A 17515-nucleotide genomic window follows, 5' to 3' on the forward strand; every position below is an offset into this window, starting at 1 on the left:
CTCATGCCGCCCGGGCGGCTTTGGCGGGGATCTCGACGTCGATCTCGAGGATCGAGACGTTCTCGCCGCGATCAATCCTTATCTGCAGGCGATCGCCCTCGATCTCGACGTGTTTGGCGATAACGGCAAGGATCTCCTCCCTGAGAAGAGATACGAGATCCGAACCGGGAGACATACGCTCGTGTGCCAGAAGCAGTTGCAGGCGCTCGCGCGCAACCGGCGCGGTTTTTCTCTTCTGAAAGAAATCGAATACGCTCATGCTGCCCTCCGTCCGAAGATCTTACCGAACAGACCCCGCTTCTCGCCTGGTACCGTCACCGGGAGAACCTCACCGTTGAGGCGGCGGACTGCTTCGAAATAGGCCTTTGCCGGGGTGCTGTTCTGGTCTGCAAGCGTCACCGGAGCGCCGAGGTTGGAAGCACGCAGCACATCCATGCTTTCCGGGATGATGCCGAGCAGCGGGATCGACAGGATCTCGAGCACGTCATCCACCTTCAGCATGTCGCCGCGTTCGGCGCGGGTGACATCGTAGCGGGTCAGAAGCAGGTGCTTTTCGATGCGCTCGCCGCGCTCCGCCTTTTCCGTCTTGGCATCCAGAAGGCCGATGATGCGATCTGAATCACGCACCGAGGAAACTTCCGGATTGGTGACGACGACAGCAATATCGGCATGCCGCATCGCCAGCGTTGCGCCGCGTTCGATACCGGCCGGGCTATCGCAGATGACCCAGTCGAAATGCTTCTTCAACTCGCCGATGACGCGCTCGACACCTTCTTCGGTGAGGCAGTCCTTGTCGCGGGTCTGGGATGCCGGCAGCAGGAATAGTGTCTCCAGCCGCTTGTCGCGGATCAGAGCCTGCGTGAGCTTCGCATCGCCCTGGATGACATTGATCATGTCATAGACGACCCGACGTTCGGCACCCATGACGAGATCGAGGTTGCGAAGACCGACGTCGAAGTCGACGACGACAACCTTCTCGTTCCTTTGCGCCAGCGCCGCCCCCAACGCTGCAGTCGAGGTTGTCTTGCCAACGCCACCTTTACCCGAGGTTACAACAATGACTTTTCCCATATCCCTCTCCTGTTTCAACCATTCACCCAGTTAAGTCAGTCGCGATGCCATGATCGCGTCGTTCTCAAGCCATAGCTGTGCGGCCTGACCGCGCAGCTCCGCCGGCAGATCGTCCGCCGTCTTGTAGATCCCGTCGATTGCCAGAAGCTCGGCCTCAAGCTTGCGGCAAAAGATTCGCGCCGCCGAATTACCGATCGATCCGGCAAGTGCGCGTCCACGAAGCGCGCCATAAACGTGGATCGAGCCACCAGCGATAACTTCAGCCCCCGAAGCGATGGATCCAATGACCGTTACATCCCCTTCAGGGAAGACGATCGACTGGCCGGAGCGTACCGGTTCGTGCAATACCAGCGACGACAGAGCAGCGCGCACAATCGGCGCAACAACTTCCCGCACCTCGGCCGGCTGCGCCTTACCTGGCTTCTGCGCTTGCGCCTGGGCATCAGCTGCGGGCATCTCCACGTCAGCAGCCGGGCGCCCACCAACCATCCCGGGTGGCATGCTGGCATCGAGCTGCGATGGCCGTGCGCCTTCAATGCCCATCACCCTGACGCCACGCTCACCGAGAGCCGCAACCATTGCCTTGAGCGCGGCACGATCCAGTGAGAGCTCACTCACATCCAGAACCACCGGCCTGCCGAGGAAAAACCCAGCGGAGCGCGCAGCGAGGTCGTCGAGGCGCACGAGCCAGTCCTCGAATGGCAGATCAGGCGTCAGCACGACCGCAAGAAACGATCTGCCTTTGATACGAATGGAGCGCGCTTCGGTTAACACGTTAGTAAACTTGGTTAATTTCGATTTAAAAGCTTTAGCTGCTTCATGGTTAACAAATCGTTAACGCAGGGCTGGCGGGACCAAAAAATGGCGCCCGGAAGCGGCGGCGACCCACCCACAAATTTCGCGCCTCCAGCCGGTTACAATTGGGCCTTCTCACGAAAAATCAGGGCCTTTCTTGATTTCAAACGCAACAGGAAATCGGAAAGCCTTTGTTCGAATGAAACGCCATACTCTTGCTAAAATCGCGCGTTCGCTCGCAGAATGACGCTACCAATATGATGGACTCACAATAAGAGCATACGGAAAAGGAATGACCAGCTTTTTGATCACAGGACCGGAAACGGCCACCTTCACGATCCTCCTGGCTCATGGCGCAGGCGGAGCGATGGATTCCGCGTCGATGACGGATCTGTCGAAAGCGCTCGCAGACGGAGGATTTAGGGTGGCGCGATTCGAGTTCGCCTATATGGCGCAGCGCCGCCTGACCGGAGCGGTCAAGCCTCCTCCGCGTGCCGACCATCTCCTGGATGAATATCGCGCGGCGATCGGCGAACTAAATGCCGGCAGACTCATCATCGGTGGTAAGTCGATGGGAGGCCGCGTTGCAAGCATGATCGCCGACGAGAGTTTTGTGGCGAAGAAAGTCCGGGGCCTGCTTTGCCTCGGATATCCGTTTCACCCACCGGGAAAGCCGGACCAGCTTCGCACCGCGCATCTGGAAAGCCTGCGCACGCCCACATTGATCTGCCAGGGAACGCGTGATCCCTTCGGATCAAGGGAAGAGGTCGCATCCTATACGCTCTCAGATCAGATCGATCTGCTCTGGCTGGAAGATGGCGACCACGATCTCAAGCCGCGAAAGAAGATCTCCGGATATTCCACTGGCGACCATATGCGGCGACTGTCCGAATATACGACGGCCTGGGCAGAACGGTTGTAACGAACAAATCAACGCTCGCCCGACGCGATATTCCCACTAATATCAACCGTTTCCTCAATATTTAAGCTTGTTCAGTAAACATTTTTAAAAGGTTTGCTTGATCGAATGCGCCCTCGCGCATCCGCGCAGAAATCAGCTCCTGAACAAAGCGGCTTCCAGCTGAACATGCCCTTTGTCATCCGACGGGAAAACAGTCATGCGCGCGATCGAAGGCAGGAAGATTGACGGCAATCTTTCCATCTATCTTGATCTGCTGCGGCTCGGCGCAGCCGTTGTCGTATTTCTCTCCCATGCGCATGTTTTCCTGCTCCCCACCATCAAGATCGGACCTCTTGGTTGGGGACGGGAAGCCGTCGCGGTTTTCTTTGTTCTCTCAGGATTTGTCATCAGCTACGTCGGGCAGGTGAGCGAAAGAGAATGGCGCGTATACCTCGTCGCGCGTCTCGCTCGAATAATGCCTGTTGCTCTGCTGGCGATTGCAGTGATCTTCGTGGCCGACAGCATCGGGATGCACGCAAACGCCTTTTACTATGATTTCATCAACACCGGATTTTTCACTCCGGTATCAATCGAAGCCGCGCTCGCCTATGTGACCTTCACCAATCAGTTGTGGTTTGCCCATGCCGTTTTTGGCAGTGGCGAACCATACTGGTCGCTTGGTTTCGAAGTTCAGTACTACCTGTTCTTCGCCCTGTTCGCCTTTTCACCGCGGCGCGCGAAAATACCATTGCTGTGCCTATGGGCCGCGGTCGCCGGCCCGAAAATCCTGATGTATATGCCGCTGTGGCTCATGGGCTGGTTGACGATGAAGTGCGTCATCGAACGCCCGCCATTCCGGCGCGCCGTCTCCATCGCAATGATCGGCGCATCGCTTTTGCTGTTCTTCAGCCTGAAGTTTTTCGCCGATCGCGCTGCGACCAACATGTACGATACCTGGTCACTGTCTCAGGAAGTGATCAATTTCGTATACTTCAATCTGATCGGCGTTGCGGTGGTCCTGCACCTCATCGGCGCGGCATCGTTGCTTTATGATGCTCCGGTACTGTTCGAGAAGACAGGGCCGACGATCAAATGGCTGGCGGGCGGCAGTTTTACGCTCTATCTTGTCCACCAGCCGCTCATCCTGATGTTTGCGGCCTTCCTGCATCCGGTGGAGGAGCACGTTCCGATGGCGGCTGCCTTGCTCGTCGCCTGTTTCATCCTTTGCTTCCTGTTGGCGGAAGTCGCAGAACGCCGAAAGAAGTTCTTCGCCTCACTCATCGTCAACCTGCTACCGGTGCTATCGCGAACGGGCCAGAAAACGCCCGCCAATATCGCTTCCGACACAGTCTCCTCAGGCGATAATGCGCCGGCGACCTCGCAGCTCATTCGAGTTCTCGAAGAAATGCAAAACGCCCTCGATGGAGAAGAAAAAGTGGGCGACAGCCATGATGCACCGTCTCGCGACCGCGTGTCGCGCGCTTGAGTGATCGAATCTCCAACGTCTCTCGGATCTGGCTGATCTGATGCGCTCGCAACCATTCTCTGATCTTCCGCCTCAGTGAACGCTCGGGAGTTTCACCGCGGAGGCGAAATCTTCTGCCACCAGTTCGCTGATCGCGATCAATGTTTCCTCGATCGTAAACCCGGAGGCGACACTCGCATTGATCAGATCCTGCAGATCCGGGCCAATAGCCTCGCGGCAGTCGTCAAGCCGATCATCGGAAACCATCAAACTACGCAACTCTTCCATGATGTCCCTTCCTAGAATAGAGGGCCGGAATAAAGCGCCGCCGGCATATTGCGGCGGCGCCGCTGTCATCAACGTGTGGACGCGCGGCGTCTTGCGGCAGGCAGAAGCCCTTCGCGCTGCATCTTCTTGCGGGCAGCCTTGCGCTGTCGGGCAATTGCCTGGGCTTTTTCGCGGACACGCCGCTCCGAGGGCTTCTCATAGGCCCGGCGTTCCTTCATTTCGCGAAATAGTCCTTCGCGTTGCATCTTCTTCTTCAGGGCGCGGAGAGCCTGTTCAACATTGTTGTCTCTGACAATGACCTGCATGTTTTCTCCTTGCGGATAAAGGTGTTGAGCCCGCTCGGCTGGCGATCTCTCGGCATTCGTTCTGCGCAAATGGCGCAATCGAAGGAAGCCTTAGCTGAAACGATCAGAGGATCGCGCTTTGCCGCCGCGTTGCGTCAGTGTGGCTGCATCATGAGCTGAACGGCCAGTAGCCGATATCTGTAACGGTCCTGGCTGGAGCGCGTACACCTCTTCTGGAGGGCTACGCATCGTTCTCTGGGCCTGACCAAACCGATTGGGGTGATGGGAGGTAAATAAGAAAGGCATAGCGGCATTGCAAGGCAGCCTGATCCGCCTCCAACGGCCCGACGGGAACCTTCTGAAGCCATGCACATTCCCTTTGCCGAGCGAGGGCCGTGTCAACCGGACGCGACGGGATGGCGAACATGGCGCTTTTTCCGGTTTCCCGCCATGGCCGACGAATGGCAGACGAGCGCCCAACCTGTCCGGCCCATCACACCCTTTGGAGGTCGATTGAAGATAGCCACCTATAATATTAACGGGATCATCGGCCGCCTTCCAATACTGCTGCGATGGCTGGAAGAAGATGCGCCTGATGTCGTCTGTCTTCAGGAACTGAAAACCTCTGACGATAAATTCCCGCGACGGGAAATCGAAAGCGCCGGATATCGTGCCGTCTGGCATGGCCAAAAGAGCTGGAATGGTGTGGCGATCCTTGCGAGAAGCGTTTTGCCGGTGCTGACACGCCGTGGCCTGCCTGGCGATCCGGACGACACCCACAGCCGATACATCGAGGCTGCCATAAACGGGATGTTGATCGGCTGCCTCTACCTTCCAAACGGCAACCCGGTGCCTGGCCCGAAATTCGAATACAAGCTGCGCTGGTTTCGGCGCCTGCATCACTATGCCGGAGAGCTCTTGGACCTCAAAGTCCCGACCCTACTCATCGGCGACTTCAACGTCATGCCGACGGACCTGGATGTCTATTCCCCGCAACGATGGCGCGATGATGCCTTGTTCAGACCTGAGGTCAGAAAGGCCTATGCCAGGCTGGTCCAACAGGGATGGACGGATGCGCTTCGCCATCTTCACCCGGATGAGCGGATCTACACCTTCTGGAAATACTGGAGAAACTCGTTCGAACGGGATGCGGGACTGCGGATCGACCATGTTCTTCTCAGTCCCGACCTCGCTGGGCATCTTCGCTCTGCCAACGTCCGGCGCAATCCGCGGAGCTGGGACCATACGAGCGATCATGCGCCAGTCATGATTGAGCTCGACCTGCCTTACGCGACCGGCGGGAGGCGGTGAGTCCACAAGTATAGAGTGCCGGCGAAACCTCTTCGTCTGCACGATCCGGAAAGAGTTGACGGCGCATGCGATCGAGGGCCTCTGCTTCCTTGCGTGTTCTTGCAAGCAGATCGGTGGTGACATCGCCGTAGCGTGAGCCGTCCGCCGAAGCAACGCCGACAGTCCCGCCACTCGACAGGAAGTCGCAGAAGGATCGCACCGATCGAAGACGCGTGGTGATCTCGATATAGTAGCTATCGTGTCCGGCCATGCTCATCTCCTTTCGCTCTCAAGGGTTAACGCGCACTGCGTCAATATGATGGCGCTATTTGTGCCTTTCAGCGGAACCATACCGAAGGCACCGCGTCATGATCGGCGTCATTGGTTATCAGGCCCGCATAGGAAGTTATTCTCTTTTGGCAGGAACATTCACCCGCCATCCGCCTTTGTTCCCCTCAAGGAGAATCGCCATGGCCAACGCTCGCACCACCTTCCATGAAGTCGTCTCGGAGATCGAGGCGCTCGCGACTTCTACCGCAGCAGACCATTCCGGTCGCTGGACGGTCGAATATCTGACACGACGCGAGGTCTTCTATCAATTTTCGGGAAATCGCAGTCTCGCAGGCGAGGACGCAACCGGGCACCGGTTTGACGGTGCACGCGATACGCTGACGGCCCTGCCCGCAAATCTGCTCATTCCCGCCATCGCCGATTTCGACAACAATACGGTCATGGCCTACTATATCGGAGCAAGCACGTCGGTGACGACAATCGCTCGGGAAGCAGTCGATTGCTCCGTGCGGGCGCCGGAAGTGCTGCTGGTGGACATTACCATCGATGACGAAGATCTGCTGGCAGGTACAAGATCCCTAACAAGGCTGGCCTTTGTCGGGCTCGATGCCAATGAAGGATGGTCGCCACTTGTTCCATGTGCCGACATCCTGACCATCAATGACATGATCCATCCGTTCTGGTGCCACGGCAGACAGGTAGCCCGAGGGGGTCTACTGCAGATCAGGATCTGATGAGGCGATGGGGTGCGAAATACGGTCTCCCTCCTGGCGCTTGTCCTGTTGTGAGCACCGCTGGGTCGTCACTCAGTCAAATAACTCGCCACGTCCAATCTGCCCTTGCCTCGCATCGACGCCGCTGATTGGCGGATCGTCGGCAGGGTCGGGGTCCCTGGTGTTTGCGTCTTTGAGAGACCGTGCTGCCTCAACGAGTGCCACGGTCATCTCGTCCGTGCTCCAACCCGCAGCGTTGGCATCGGCGATTAGCGCCTCCAGGGCAACGCGGGCAGCATCGGTCGCATCCTGAAACCGGCGCGTGGGATCATTGCTTGTCGGGGCTGGAAAACTCATCTGCGTTCCTTTCGAGGGTTCGAACAAGATTCGTCCTTGCGGTGAACGCAGAGGACCGCAAATAGATGCGTCGATCATCTCTATGTATGACCGCCGAACGAAAACTGTGCCGATCGCTGCTCTTCAATGAAAGCTTATGTTCTTCGACAGGTGCCAGCGGAGTGAAGCCTTGAGTGAACCAGGCCGGCAAGCCGGCAGTGAAGACCCGAAGGAGGGAGAACTCGGAACCWATCGCCAGTASATCGGTTTATACACTGATCTCCATGCCCGAGAGAAGCGAAACCAGCAGAAAGGCCGAACGGAGGTTTCAATGCATCTGAACGAGGCAAAGGTGACGCATCGGCAGAAGGCCTGGCATGTCGATTTCTTCGGCGACGCCGGTGAGCAACTGACGGTGCGCCTTCCCGAGGCAGCGGCGCTGAGCGAAGAAGACGCAATCGATCGTGCGAGGGAAATGATGGTGCAGCTGACACCCTTTGGCACCCGAGGCGGCGAGCCGAGCCTCAATCGCTACGACAGTCTGAGCAACGGCAATTTTGACGACGATCAACCGCCTTTCGGGGTGAAACATTAAGGGAGGCTTCGGATGATCATTCGATACGGGAGCTGCAATTGCGGCAAGGTGGGCTATCAGGTGGAGGGAGAACCCAAACGCGTCGGGCTTTGCCATTGCACCGACTGCCGCCAGGAGAGTGGCGCAGCCTTTACCTATTACGCGATCTGGCAGACGTCCGCCTTCAAAACCACCGGGGAAACCGCAGTGCATCAAGGCCGCCGCTTCTGCCTGGCCTGCGGTTCGCGGGTCTTTGCCTATGACGAAGACGAGGCCGAGATCAAACTCGGGACACTGCAGGATGCGCCGACCGGCCTCAAGCCCACCTATGAGCTCTGGATCAAGCGGCGAGAACCCTGGCTGCAGCCGGTCGACGGCGCGGAACAATTCGTGGAGGATCGGATCTGACAGGCGTCCGCTGGTTCACGACGGACAGGTGCGTATACCGAGCTTTGAGCTCAAAAGTCTGATCACATTCGGTTGAAGCGTGAAAAAGCGAGAGGCATCGTCGCCATTCCCGAAGCAGGCAGCAACCGCAACCGCCTGGCCGCCAGGAATGTTATGGCAATGACCCCAGCGAGTTTCAGCCAGGGATAATTTCCAAGCTGCTCATGGGCGTCCGCATCCGCCCATTGGGCGCGTGCCGAGATCGCCGTGTTCGCCTGCTCGCGAAGAAGAGCGAGGTGTCTGCGCAGCAGCGTCAGATCCTCCTGCAATCTTGCGAGCTCGACGGTCTCCTGCTTTTCCACCGCGTAATCGACCGGAGGTGACAGAGCCTCTTCCGTTTCGGCGGCCTCTTCAATGTCGCCAAGATGTTCGTCAAGCTCGGCCTTCGTCTTGAATCCGCGCGTGCGTATATCCGTCATAGGCACCTCCCATCCGGCGAGTCGATTATCACAAAATGAGAACGCGCTCAGCCGTCATAAGTTCGAAGCTCGCTGATACATCCCGCGTTGCGCCTGGATCCGGAGCAGCAGCAGTCGAGCGAGGCGATCTCAGCCGCCCATTTGAGAGTGAAATACCCCGAAGGATACAGTTGTTTGGTGGCATGGCTTTCGAGCGTTGGCTAAGGCGACCAACGAAAGCTCGGCTTTAGCAGGCATCCACATCCATGCCGCTATTGCGCACCTGTCACATGGTTGAGTTCCGCCATCAAGGCGCGACCGCTGGACCATGCAATGACGACATAGGCGAGGCCCCCAACCGCAACTCCCATGAACAAGTCCACCAAGGGAAGGTGCAGGCTATCGCCTGCCATATGGAGAGCCAGGCCGACGGCGCCGACCATGACACAGGCGCCCAGCCCGGCCGGCAGGATCCGACGCAACAAGGAGGGCCAACGGAATCCGGTGCCGCGCTGCAGGAAGTAGAGAGACACTGAAGTCGTCAATGCCGCGGCCACGACCTGCGCAACAGCGATATTGACGAGGTCCGGTCGGATCCAGCCGGCGATCGCAAGGCAAGCGAGGCTTGTTGCCGTAAACAGCATGTTCAACCGCGGCAGCAGGGCAACCCGGCCGATGATGCTGAGCACAGGCTCGTTGAGCATCTGGATGACGGCAATGCCGCGCGCAGCCGCCAGCAGGATGAGGACTGGCGCGGCTGCGAGCCACTGCACCCCGAGCAGCACATTGACGAGTTGTTCAGATATGACGGCAAGGCCCATGAAGACGGGAAGAGCGGCAAAAGCGGTGGCCGCCATGATCAATCCCATGAGCCGGCTGAGGCCTTCCGCCCCGCTGCCCGTCGCGCTCTGCTGACGGGAGAAATAGCTCCATGCCAGCATCCGCACGGGTTCGGAAATCAGCTCTGTGACGGCGCCGACGATGCGGCTTGCCATTCTATAGAGGCCGACCTCCGTCGCGCCGATGAAGAACACGATCAGGAACTCCGCGCCGTAACTTTGTGCAAATTGCATGAGGCGCGATGCCAGGAGCCGGGTGGAATAGGCAAGCGCCTGGCGGGCAGTCGTGAGCTGGAATTCGAAGCGCGGAAGCCAGCGCGCAAAGCCGGTGGACATCAGGAGTGCGACAAGCACGACGCAACAGCGTCCTGCCGCAAGCGCGACGATGCCCCAGCCGAGCAATAATCCTCCGGTCGTCACGAGAAGGCCCGAAAATTCCGAGGCCGCCTGATAGAAGGCAAGTTCGCGCAGGCGTCGCCTCCTGACCAATACGCCGCTCTGACAGATGATGAAGGTGCCGGGCACGATGGTCGCCATCAGCAGCAGAAGAGTGAAGAAGATTGACCCGGTCGGCGCCAGCCAGACGAGGGAAACAGCAAGTCCAATCAAGCCGAGGATGGTGAAGGCGAGTCCGCTTGCAAGCGCGCAATAGAGAACCGTTCCGGGCAGTTCCCTATCATGCGGTGCAGCAATCAGATATTCGCTCCATCCGGCTTCAGCAATCTTCGATTGCAGCAAAACGGTCGAGGAGACCATGGCAAAGACGCCAACCTCGGCCGGTGAGAGGACGCGGGCTGCGACCAGCAACGTACCGATACCGCAGATCTGGCTGACCAGACGGGCGCCCGAAACCCATAGCGCATCCCGTGATGTAGAGACACTACGCGGCTCCTGGTCTTCCTCTGCGCCGGGTAGTGATGCCGTACTAGATGTGCCCATGGTCACATGTTCTTTTGAGTTTATCTGGGGTTTATATTGGCATTATTGCGCGCATCACATGTGTTACCGAAGTAACAACTTTGATGTATATTCGATATTGACGATCTATACTCACTTCTGCATAGTCAAGATGAAATTACAATCATGCATATGAAGATTGGTCGGCACATGCATGGATTTCATCCGGCCCTTTGTGACGACACAAAATCGTTTGTTGGCCAATTGGGCCGGAGGGACATAATGATGATACTCGCACATCGTGGCTGGTGGCTTGCACCCCATGAGCGGAACACTTTAGGGGCATTCGACAAGGCATTTGCCGCCGGACACGGCGTTGAACTGGATGTTCGCGATCTGAATGGCGAACTTGTAATTTCACACGATCCTGCCACAGCCGGGGCATTGTCCTTTGCGCGCGTTCTTGAGTGCTATGCAGCAAACGGCGCTCCGGGACGGCTGGCCATTAATATCAAGGCGGACGGCCTCTGCCCTGCCCTGCTGCCGATGCTGGAACAATATGGGGTGACGAAACGCTCCTTCGTTTTCGACGCGTCGGTTCCCGATCTCAGGCCCTATCTCGATAGCGATATCCCGGTTTTCACCCGCTACAGTGAGGTCGAGCTCTACCCGTCCTTCTACGAACGCTGTGAGGGCGTCTGGGTGGATTCCTTCACCGAGAAGCCGGCCTCGATCGAACGCGCAATCGACGATCTGAGACGCGGCAAATATGTCGCGATGGTTTCGCCGGAACTGCACAAGCGCCCGCATGAAGCGGTCTGGGCCGCCTGGTCTGGCGCATTGCGACAGGCTGCGAAGAGTGGTCTTCCGCTCGAGCGGTTGATGATCTGTACCGATCTGCCCGATGCAGCCGAGCAGAGCTTTGCCTGGATGGTTGAGGAGGAAGTCACATGATCCGTGCTGTTTTGTTCGACATGGATGGCGTGCTGATCGATGCCAAGGAATGGCATTATGAGGCGCTGAACCGGGCGCTCGATCTTTTCGGCATGCCGATCGATCGCCAGGCACATCTGACCACGTTCGATGGCCTGCCGACCCGCCGCAAGCTGGAGATCCTCTCCCGTACCAATGGCCTGCCGAAGGGGCTCAACGAGCTGATCCACGAGTTGAAGCAGGACTATACGATGGAGCTGATCTACACCCGCTGCAAGCCGGTGTTTGCCCATCAATACGCGCTCAGCCGTCTCAAGCACGACGGCTACAAGATCGCCGTCTGCTCGAACTCGATCCGTGTCACCATCGAGTCCATGATGCGGCGCGCCGGATTGATAGAATATATCGACCTCATCGTGTCCAACGAGGATGTCACCCGTGCCAAGCCGGATCCGGAAATGTATGTGACGACGATGGAGCGCTTCGGCCTCAGACCGGATGAATGCCTGATCCTCGAGGACAATGAATACGGCCTGAAGGCCGCGCGCGACAGCGGCGCTTACGTCATGCAGATCGGAACACCGGCCGACGTTGTCTACGGCCGGATCGTGTCGGAGATCAAGCGTGTATCGGAGGTGATGGCATGATCGTCCTGTTCCCCACCACGGGCACAAGCCCGCATTTCAGCCCGGAAGACTATGCCTATCCGCGCCCGCTCATCGAAGTGGCCGGAAAGCCGATGATCCTGTGGGCCATCGAAAACATGAAGTCGCTCGGCAGCGACGCGCATTTCCTCTTCCTCGTCGACCAGCTGGATGCCGTCAAATATTCCTACGAGCGGATCTTTGACCTCAGCACCAACGGCCGTTCCGAGGTGGTCATGCTGAAAGGCCCGACGGCCGGTGCGCTCTGCACTTGCCTGATGGCGGTCGACAGGATCGACCCCACCGAGCCGCTGGTGATTGCCAACAGCGACCAGATCATCGACACCCGGCTTGCATCCGTAATTGCGGAATTCGAGGCAGCCAAGGCGGATGCCGGCGTCATCACCTTCGAGACGATCCACCCCCGCTGGTCCTATGTGACGCTCGGCGACGACGGTCTCGTCAATCGCACCTCCGAGAAGGAGGTGATCAGCAACAAGGCGATCGCTGGGTTCTATTATTTCCGTGAGGCCCAGATTTTCTTCAAGGCCGCGACTGCCGCCTTGAGGCACGGGGTGACGGTGGATGACCGCTATTATGTCAGCTCGTCGCTAAACGAGGTGATCCTGGATGGCGGCCGCGTCGTTTCCGCAAGCGTTCCCGCGGACCGCTACCACAGCTTCTACAACCCGAAAATGATCGAGAATTTCGAGGTCAACGGGGTCCGCCGCCTGTCTTCCGCACAGGCCGCACGACCCGTGCAACTGGTGGTGCCGGCCGCCGGCCGGGGCAGCCGCTTCGCCAAGGTCGGCTTTACCCGCCCGAAGCCCTTCATCGACGTGCTTGGACGGCCGATGATCCAGCATGTGCTAGAAAACACCCTGCCGCCGGGTGGACAACCGACGGTCCTGCTGCTGCGCGAACATCTGGACAGCCAGGCGGATGCGGTGGCCGAACTTCGCTCGCAGGGCGTGGGGGTCGTTTCGGTCGATCAGCTCACCGAAGGCACCGCCTGCACTGTTCTGCTGGCGCGCCAGCATCTCGACGAGGAGGCTCCCCTTCTCATCGCCAATTCCGACCAGGTGGTGGACATGCGTATCGTCGATTTCATCGATGACTGCATGTCGCGCGATCTCGACGGATCGATCCTCGTGTTTCGCGATCCAAAGCGCGACCCGAAATGGTCTTTCGCCGAAACAGATGCGGCAGGATTCGTGCTCAGGGTTGCCGAAAAGCAGCCGATCTCCGAACTGGCAACGGTCGGTATCTACTTCTTCCGCCGCGCCGGTGATTTCATGAAGGGCGCGCTCGACATGATGGTGCACAACGACCGGACCAACAACGAGTTCTATGTCTGCCCGGCCTATAATTACGCCATCCGTAACGGTGCGCGTATCGGGGTTTACGAGATCGACGTCAGGAACATGCACGGGCTTGGTACGCCCGAGGATCTGGCCGAATATCTGCAGGGCCGTGAGCCTGCCTATGCATGACGTCGGAACCAGCCCGGGCGCGACCGCACCGCTGAACGTCATCATTCCCATGGCAGGGAATGATTTTGAGCGGCTTGACGGCTCGGTGAAGGCGGAAATGCCGGTAGGAAAGACGACATTGCTCGCCGCCACGCTGGGGGCGCGTCCCTGGTGGAGTGGTGCGGCTGTGCCTGTTTTCGTGCTGCGGGACAGGCCTGCATCACGGCGCTACGCTCGGGAAACATTGCTGGCACGCTATCCGACAGCGCGGATCGTCTGGCTGTCTGAAATGAGCGGTGGCGCTGCCTGGAGCGCTGCGGCCGGTGTGGCACTCGTCGCTTTTCCCGATGCGCCCGTTGTCGTCGATCTCTGCGATATCATGTTCGACAGCGATGCGGATATTGCCGCAATCTTTGCCGCCGATCCCAATCTCGGCGGTCTGGCACTCACATTTGCCTCCCGCCATCCGCAATACAGCTATATCAGGCTTGGAAATGATGGCCGGATGCTGGAAGCGAGGGAAAAGGTCGTCATCTCCGAGAATGCATCGGCAGGCGTCTATGCCTTCCGCAACGTCGCCGTTTTTCATCTGGCTTTGGCCCACAGCCTGCAGAACCGGTCGCGCCTCTCGCATAACGGCCTGCTCTTTGTCTGCCCGATGCTGAACGGCGTGGTCGCACACGGCTTCGATGTCCGGACGCTGCCGGCGCGCGACGTGTTCGATGTCAAGATCGCAGACGTGACCCTTGCCGGCTAGCGTCTAGGATAGGGGAAAATACTGATGCCGTTCCACTTCGACGGGGACGGGCGGAGCCTTGCTAACGATCCCCTCGACACGCGTTCGTGGGATCAGGGGACCTAGTAAACGGGAGTTCATCATGACAGCCGGGACATCGAGCAAATTACCCTCTCTCGCCATTATCATACCCTGCTACAACAATGTTGAGACACTTGCGGAGGCGCTAGACAGCGCTCTGGCACAGGATTATCCGAACTTCGAGGTCCATATCTGCGACAACGGCTCCACGGACGGCAGTCGGGAAATGATCGCATCCTACTCATCTCCATTGCTGAAGCCGGCCCTGCACCGAGACACCGTACCGCGCACGGACAACTGGAATCGTGCCTATACAGCCGGAGCAAACGCCGATTACCTCGTCACCCTGCATGCCGACGACCGTCTCGCGCCGGGGGCGTTACGCGCCATCGGGCGCGCGGCAATGCGCCATCCTGCCCTGATCCACGGCCGCTTCCGGCAGATCACCTATGAGGGTGATCCCATTCCCGGCCACCGCTTCGGGTGGAGTTACAGCAACAGCGGCGAGGCGTTTCGGGAATTGCTGCTGCTCAACAATATGGTCGCGATGCCGGGCGCAACGATCCGCACGGATGTCTTCTTCAAGGCCGGCCGCTGGGATCCCGCTTGGCAGTATCTGCAGGATATGGAGCTCTGGTGGCGCTGCGGCGAACTCGGAGAAGTGGCATTTGTCGCCGACATGCTTGGCGACCACAGGGCCTACAAGCATCCGCAGGCACTGCACCGGCATGCCGAAGAACATCTGCGCTGGGCAACGCGCAGACTTCGTAACGCTCCGACCCGCCGGCTACGGCAAGCCGCTGCCGATGGTCTGAACGCCTACCTCACGCGCCTCGAAGCGGAAGTGGATGCCTTGCCGGACGTCGCCGCCAGTCTGATAGAGCCCGTAAGGGCGGCCAGGGCAGCGCTCGCGAAGGCACCGGGAACACGCGTCGATGCCCTTCGCCGGCAAAGACTGTTGCGTATGCGGGCTGCCTCGCTCTCGGCCATCGCTAAGTTCTTTGGAAGACTTTCGCCCTGGCAAGCCTTGTCGCGTTGATATCGACAACATCCGTCCGTTCCAGATTGACGCGAGCGATACTCTTTCAAATCGTCTTCATGGCACGGCTACCGACTGGCCTGATACTGCCAATTCGGGAGACATTTGACACAGGCGTGCGATAACTGTCATCGCGGGCATTCACATTCCGTTGGCCGCCGCGACGGTCATCGCGATCCCCTATAGCAACGAGTGCGGCGATAATTCCTGCCATCGCAAATAGGATCGCGATGACAGGTACGGCAAAGCCTCTGGATCTTTCTCCGGGCTCGCTGTTCCGACGCTCGGACCTCAGTCGGGGTCGCTTCGGACTTTGGTCCGATGACGCGCGGACTGAAGTCCCAGATCCGGAACGCGCTGTCTCCCCACCCGTTCGGACCTCCATCGAAAGAGGAGTTCAGTCATGGGTGACAAGAACGAAATCCCGGGAATTTCCAGCGCGTGGAACGCATCCCTGCTGGCACTCGTCATCTTTCTTGCCATCATGCTCTATGTCTTCGGCACAGCCATGTCGGGCGACACCGATCAGTTGACCGCAAGCGTTCCTGGCGTCGATGTCATCCAGGCCAGGTGAACTGGAAAAGTCCAGCCAATGCGATAGTTTGCATGGATCGTCGCAAATCAGGTTGGAAATGAACTGGCTCATACGGTGGAATGCCCGCTCCCTTGCCTCCCAATTCTTCATCATGGGAGGGTTTGTTTCCCTTGGCGCAATGTTCGTCATCGGGCTTATCGTCACCCATCTCATCGAGGATGCCGTTATCCACAATTCTGGGGCTGCGACAGCGCTCTACGTCGATAGCGTCGTCGCGCCCTTGCTTCCCGACATGCAGACGGAATCGCTGCTCGACGAAGGAAGCGCCCGGGCGCTCGACGAAACGCTCGGACAGGGCGCGCTTGGCCGCCGTCTCGTGTCGTTCAAGCTATGGCGCCGTGATGGCACGATCCTTTATTCCAATGAAAAGGAACTGGTGGGAAAGACATTTCCTGTCAATGACAAGCTCGCTCAGGCATTTGCGGGCTCGCTGGTCGCACGTTACGAAGTCGCAAGCGACCCCGAAAGCGCCGAGGAGCGCAGTCTCGGCAGGGCGCTCATGGAAATTTACAATCCTGTTTTGCAGCCTTGGTCGGGCGAGGCTGTGGCCGTGCTTGAATTCTATGAGACGGCCGAAGGGCTGGAAGACAGCCTCGCACGGGCACGGCTCTGGAGCTGGCTGGCCGTGGCCGGCCTGACCGCAATCTTCTTCCTCACTCTCTCCATTCTCGTCTTTCGCGGCAGCCATACGATCGAGGTCCAGCGTGAAGCGCTCAAAGCCAGAGTAGACGAACTCTCCGCACTTCTCGCCGAAAATCGCGGTCTGCAACGCAGGCTTCAACTGTCCTCCCGGCGCGCCGCCGCCTTGAATGAAACTTATTTGCGCAGCATTGGAGCCGATCTGCATGACGGCCCCGCCCAGCACATCGCCTATGCCTCACTACGTCTCGACAGCAACCTGCTGATCGATGCCGCTATCCAGCCGGAGACGCGCGAGAAGGAACTCACCTGGATCCGTTCGAGCCTTGCCGAGGCGATGAAGGAGATCCGCGACATCTGCAAAGGGCTGGTCCTGCCGCAAATCGAGAGAGCTTCGATTACGGAGATCGTGAAACGCGTTGTCGAGGCCCACCAGGAGAAGACCAATACCACCGTCGATACGACAATTGACGAGGACGATCCGGAGCTTGCCCCCGCTCTCAAGATTTGCATCTACCGCTTCATTCAGGAGGCACTCAACAATGCCTATCGCCATGGCGGCGGCGTCGAGCAGACCGTCAGCGCAACATCACACGGCGGTGGCGTCCGCGTCGAAGTCAGTGACCGAGGCGAGGGTTTTGATCCGACGCAGGTGAGGTCGGCGAGCCTCGGCCTTGTTGGGCTCAAAGAGCGCATCGATAGCCTTGGCGGTGAATTCGACATAAAAACCGGTGAAGGCGGAACGACTGTCATCATGACCTTCGCGCCTATGGAAGTGGAGGAATAG

Annotated in this window: 22 protein-coding genes; 13 read left to right on the top strand and 9 right to left on the bottom strand. The window is 58.7% G+C overall.

All coding sequences use genetic code 11. The features are described 5' to 3' along the window. Position 1: 1 nt before the first annotated feature. The 3 genes from minE to minC are packed head-to-tail and all read right to left on the bottom strand — an operon-like array spanning position 2 to position 1845. Positions 2-259: a cell division topological specificity factor MinE gene (gene minE, locus AC1DM5_RS06705; RefSeq protein ID WP_007823242.1), complete on the bottom strand. Its 258-nt coding sequence runs from the start codon at positions 257-259 to the stop codon at positions 2-4. After that, positions 256-1071: a septum site-determining protein MinD gene (gene minD, locus AC1DM5_RS06710; protein ID WP_477818488.1), complete on the bottom strand. Its 816-nt coding sequence runs from the start codon at positions 1069-1071 to the stop codon at positions 256-258. Before minD ends, minE begins: the two co-directional genes overlap by 4 nt. Positions 1072-1101: 30 nt before the next feature. Continuing rightward, entirely contained in the window at positions 1102-1845 is a 744-nt protein-coding gene (minC, locus tag AC1DM5_RS06715; RefSeq protein WP_477818489.1) for a septum site-determining protein MinC, read from the bottom strand. Positions 1846-2158: 313 nt separating this feature from the next. Here minC and AC1DM5_RS06720 point away from each other — a divergent pair, with 313 nt between their 5' ends. Beyond that, entirely contained in the window at positions 2159-2788 is a 630-nt protein-coding gene (locus AC1DM5_RS06720; protein WP_477818490.1) for an alpha/beta hydrolase family protein, read from the top strand. A gap of 196 nt (positions 2789-2984) precedes the next feature. Beyond that, positions 2985-4253: an acyltransferase family protein gene (locus AC1DM5_RS06725; RefSeq protein ID WP_477818491.1), complete on the top strand. Its 1269-nt coding sequence runs from the start codon at positions 2985-2987 to the stop codon at positions 4251-4253. 72 nt (positions 4254-4325) lie between these two features. Here AC1DM5_RS06725 and AC1DM5_RS06730 read toward each other — a convergent pair whose 3' ends face one another. Continuing rightward, positions 4326-4520, bottom strand: coding sequence for a hypothetical protein (locus AC1DM5_RS06730; RefSeq protein ID WP_477818492.1), 195 nt, complete (start codon positions 4518-4520; stop codon positions 4326-4328). A 68-nt stretch (positions 4521-4588) separates the two neighbouring features. Continuing rightward, positions 4589-4825, bottom strand: a complete 237-nt coding sequence (gene rpsU / locus AC1DM5_RS06735; RefSeq protein ID WP_192730906.1) for a 30S ribosomal protein S21 — start codon at positions 4823-4825, stop codon at positions 4589-4591. Positions 4826-5317: 492 nt separating this feature from the next. Here rpsU and xth point away from each other — a divergent pair, with 492 nt between their 5' ends. Then, entirely contained in the window at positions 5318-6115 is a 798-nt protein-coding gene (xth, locus tag AC1DM5_RS06740) for an exodeoxyribonuclease III (protein WP_477818493.1), read from the top strand. Here the strand turns inward: xth and AC1DM5_RS06745 are convergent. Further along, entirely contained in the window at positions 6069-6365 is a 297-nt protein-coding gene (locus tag AC1DM5_RS06745; RefSeq protein WP_477818494.1) for a hypothetical protein, read from the bottom strand. The two genes, xth and AC1DM5_RS06745, sit on opposite strands and share 47 nt — an antisense overlap. A gap of 199 nt (positions 6366-6564) precedes the next feature. On the opposite strand from AC1DM5_RS06745, the gene AC1DM5_RS06750 reads away from it, so the two are divergent. After that, positions 6565-7119: a hypothetical protein gene (locus AC1DM5_RS06750; protein WP_477818495.1), complete on the top strand. Its 555-nt coding sequence runs from the start codon at positions 6565-6567 to the stop codon at positions 7117-7119. Between the two features lie 72 nt (positions 7120-7191). Here the strand turns inward: AC1DM5_RS06750 and AC1DM5_RS06755 are convergent, their stop codons facing one another. Next, entirely contained in the window at positions 7192-7455 is a 264-nt protein-coding gene (locus tag AC1DM5_RS06755) for a hypothetical protein (RefSeq protein ID WP_113184847.1), read from the bottom strand. A gap of 310 nt (positions 7456-7765) precedes the next feature. On the opposite strand from AC1DM5_RS06755, the gene AC1DM5_RS06760 reads away from it, so the two are divergent. Together AC1DM5_RS06760 and AC1DM5_RS06765 are read left to right on the top strand one after the other, a co-directional pair. Next, positions 7766-8029, top strand: a complete 264-nt coding sequence (locus tag AC1DM5_RS06760) for a hypothetical protein (protein ID WP_113320106.1) — start codon at positions 7766-7768, stop codon at positions 8027-8029. Positions 8030-8041: 12 nt separating this feature from the next. Beyond that, positions 8042-8416, top strand: coding sequence for a GFA family protein (locus tag AC1DM5_RS06765; protein ID WP_477818496.1), 375 nt, complete (start codon positions 8042-8044; stop codon positions 8414-8416). 62 nt (positions 8417-8478) lie between these two features. Here AC1DM5_RS06765 and AC1DM5_RS06770 read toward each other — a convergent pair whose 3' ends face one another. After that, on the bottom strand, positions 8479-8874 hold the full coding sequence (locus AC1DM5_RS06770) for a hypothetical protein (RefSeq protein ID WP_477818497.1): 396 nt from the start codon (positions 8872-8874) through the stop codon (positions 8479-8481). Between the two features lie 251 nt (positions 8875-9125). Further along, a complete protein-coding gene (locus AC1DM5_RS06775; protein ID WP_477818498.1) occupies positions 9126-10631 on the bottom strand; it encodes an oligosaccharide flippase family protein in 1506 nt (501 codons plus the stop codon). Between the two features lie 240 nt (positions 10632-10871). Between AC1DM5_RS06775 and AC1DM5_RS06780 the strand changes: the two genes are divergently transcribed. From AC1DM5_RS06780 to AC1DM5_RS06810, 7 genes are all read left to right on the top strand, one after another. Then, entirely contained in the window at positions 10872-11543 is a 672-nt protein-coding gene (locus AC1DM5_RS06780) for a PI-PLC domain-containing protein (RefSeq protein WP_477818499.1), read from the top strand. After that, positions 11540-12169, top strand: a complete 630-nt coding sequence (locus AC1DM5_RS06785; RefSeq protein WP_007823215.1) for an HAD family hydrolase — start codon at positions 11540-11542, stop codon at positions 12167-12169. The genes AC1DM5_RS06780 and AC1DM5_RS06785 overlap by 4 nt, the downstream gene beginning before the upstream one ends. Then, a complete protein-coding gene (locus tag AC1DM5_RS06790) occupies positions 12166-13659 on the top strand; it encodes a glycosyltransferase family 2 protein (RefSeq protein ID WP_477818500.1) in 1494 nt (497 codons plus the stop codon). Before AC1DM5_RS06785 ends, AC1DM5_RS06790 begins: the two co-directional genes overlap by 4 nt. Continuing rightward, positions 13652-14395, top strand: coding sequence for a glycosyltransferase family protein (locus tag AC1DM5_RS06795; RefSeq protein ID WP_477818501.1), 744 nt, complete (start codon positions 13652-13654; stop codon positions 14393-14395). Before AC1DM5_RS06790 ends, AC1DM5_RS06795 begins: the two co-directional genes overlap by 8 nt. Before the next feature lie 121 nt (positions 14396-14516). Further along, positions 14517-15494, top strand: coding sequence for a glycosyltransferase (locus AC1DM5_RS06800; RefSeq protein ID WP_477818502.1), 978 nt, complete (start codon positions 14517-14519; stop codon positions 15492-15494). A 403-nt stretch (positions 15495-15897) separates the two neighbouring features. Beyond that, positions 15898-16068 (top strand): hypothetical protein, encoded by a 171-nt coding sequence (locus AC1DM5_RS06805; RefSeq protein ID WP_477818503.1) that lies wholly within the window; start codon positions 15898-15900, stop codon positions 16066-16068. A 58-nt stretch (positions 16069-16126) separates the two neighbouring features. Then, positions 16127-17515 (top strand): sensor histidine kinase, encoded by a 1389-nt coding sequence (locus AC1DM5_RS06810; RefSeq protein ID WP_477818504.1) that lies wholly within the window; start codon positions 16127-16129, stop codon positions 17513-17515.

Source organism: Rhizobium sp. 01T437 (assembly GCF_056398505.1).

Coding starts and splice junctions, on each gene's coding strand:
- minE (WP_007823242.1), bottom strand. CDS start 259: ATGAGCGTATTCGATTTCTTTCAGAAGAGAAAAACCGCGCCGGTTGCG.
- minD (WP_477818488.1), bottom strand. CDS start 1,071: ATGGGAAAAGTCATTGTTGTAACCTCGGGTAAAGGTGGCGTTGGCAAG.
- AC1DM5_RS06720 (WP_477818490.1), top strand. CDS start 2,159: ATGACCAGCTTTTTGATCACAGGACCGGAAACGGCCACCTTCACGATC.
- AC1DM5_RS06725 (WP_477818491.1), top strand. CDS start 2,985: ATGCGCGCGATCGAAGGCAGGAAGATTGACGGCAATCTTTCCATCTAT.
- AC1DM5_RS06730 (WP_477818492.1), bottom strand. CDS start 4,520: ATGGAAGAGTTGCGTAGTTTGATGGTTTCCGATGATCGGCTTGACGAC.
- rpsU (WP_192730906.1), bottom strand. CDS start 4,825: ATGCAGGTCATTGTCAGAGACAACAATGTTGAACAGGCTCTCCGCGCC.
- AC1DM5_RS06745 (WP_477818494.1), bottom strand. CDS start 6,365: ATGGCCGGACACGATAGCTACTATATCGAGATCACCACGCGTCTTCGA.
- AC1DM5_RS06750 (WP_477818495.1), top strand. CDS start 6,565: ATGGCCAACGCTCGCACCACCTTCCATGAAGTCGTCTCGGAGATCGAG.
- AC1DM5_RS06755 (WP_113184847.1), bottom strand. CDS start 7,455: ATGAGTTTTCCAGCCCCGACAAGCAATGATCCCACGCGCCGGTTTCAG.
- AC1DM5_RS06760 (WP_113320106.1), top strand. CDS start 7,766: ATGCATCTGAACGAGGCAAAGGTGACGCATCGGCAGAAGGCCTGGCAT.
- AC1DM5_RS06765 (WP_477818496.1), top strand. CDS start 8,042: ATGATCATTCGATACGGGAGCTGCAATTGCGGCAAGGTGGGCTATCAG.
- AC1DM5_RS06770 (WP_477818497.1), bottom strand. CDS start 8,874: ATGACGGATATACGCACGCGCGGATTCAAGACGAAGGCCGAGCTTGAC.
- AC1DM5_RS06775 (WP_477818498.1), bottom strand. CDS start 10,631: ATGGGCACATCTAGTACGGCATCACTACCCGGCGCAGAGGAAGACCAG.
- AC1DM5_RS06780 (WP_477818499.1), top strand. CDS start 10,872: ATGATGATACTCGCACATCGTGGCTGGTGGCTTGCACCCCATGAGCGG.
- AC1DM5_RS06785 (WP_007823215.1), top strand. CDS start 11,540: ATGATCCGTGCTGTTTTGTTCGACATGGATGGCGTGCTGATCGATGCC.
- AC1DM5_RS06790 (WP_477818500.1), top strand. CDS start 12,166: ATGATCGTCCTGTTCCCCACCACGGGCACAAGCCCGCATTTCAGCCCG.
- AC1DM5_RS06795 (WP_477818501.1), top strand. CDS start 13,652: ATGCATGACGTCGGAACCAGCCCGGGCGCGACCGCACCGCTGAACGTC.
- AC1DM5_RS06800 (WP_477818502.1), top strand. CDS start 14,517: ATGACAGCCGGGACATCGAGCAAATTACCCTCTCTCGCCATTATCATA.
- AC1DM5_RS06805 (WP_477818503.1), top strand. CDS start 15,898: ATGGGTGACAAGAACGAAATCCCGGGAATTTCCAGCGCGTGGAACGCA.
- AC1DM5_RS06810 (WP_477818504.1), top strand. CDS start 16,127: ATGAACTGGCTCATACGGTGGAATGCCCGCTCCCTTGCCTCCCAATTC.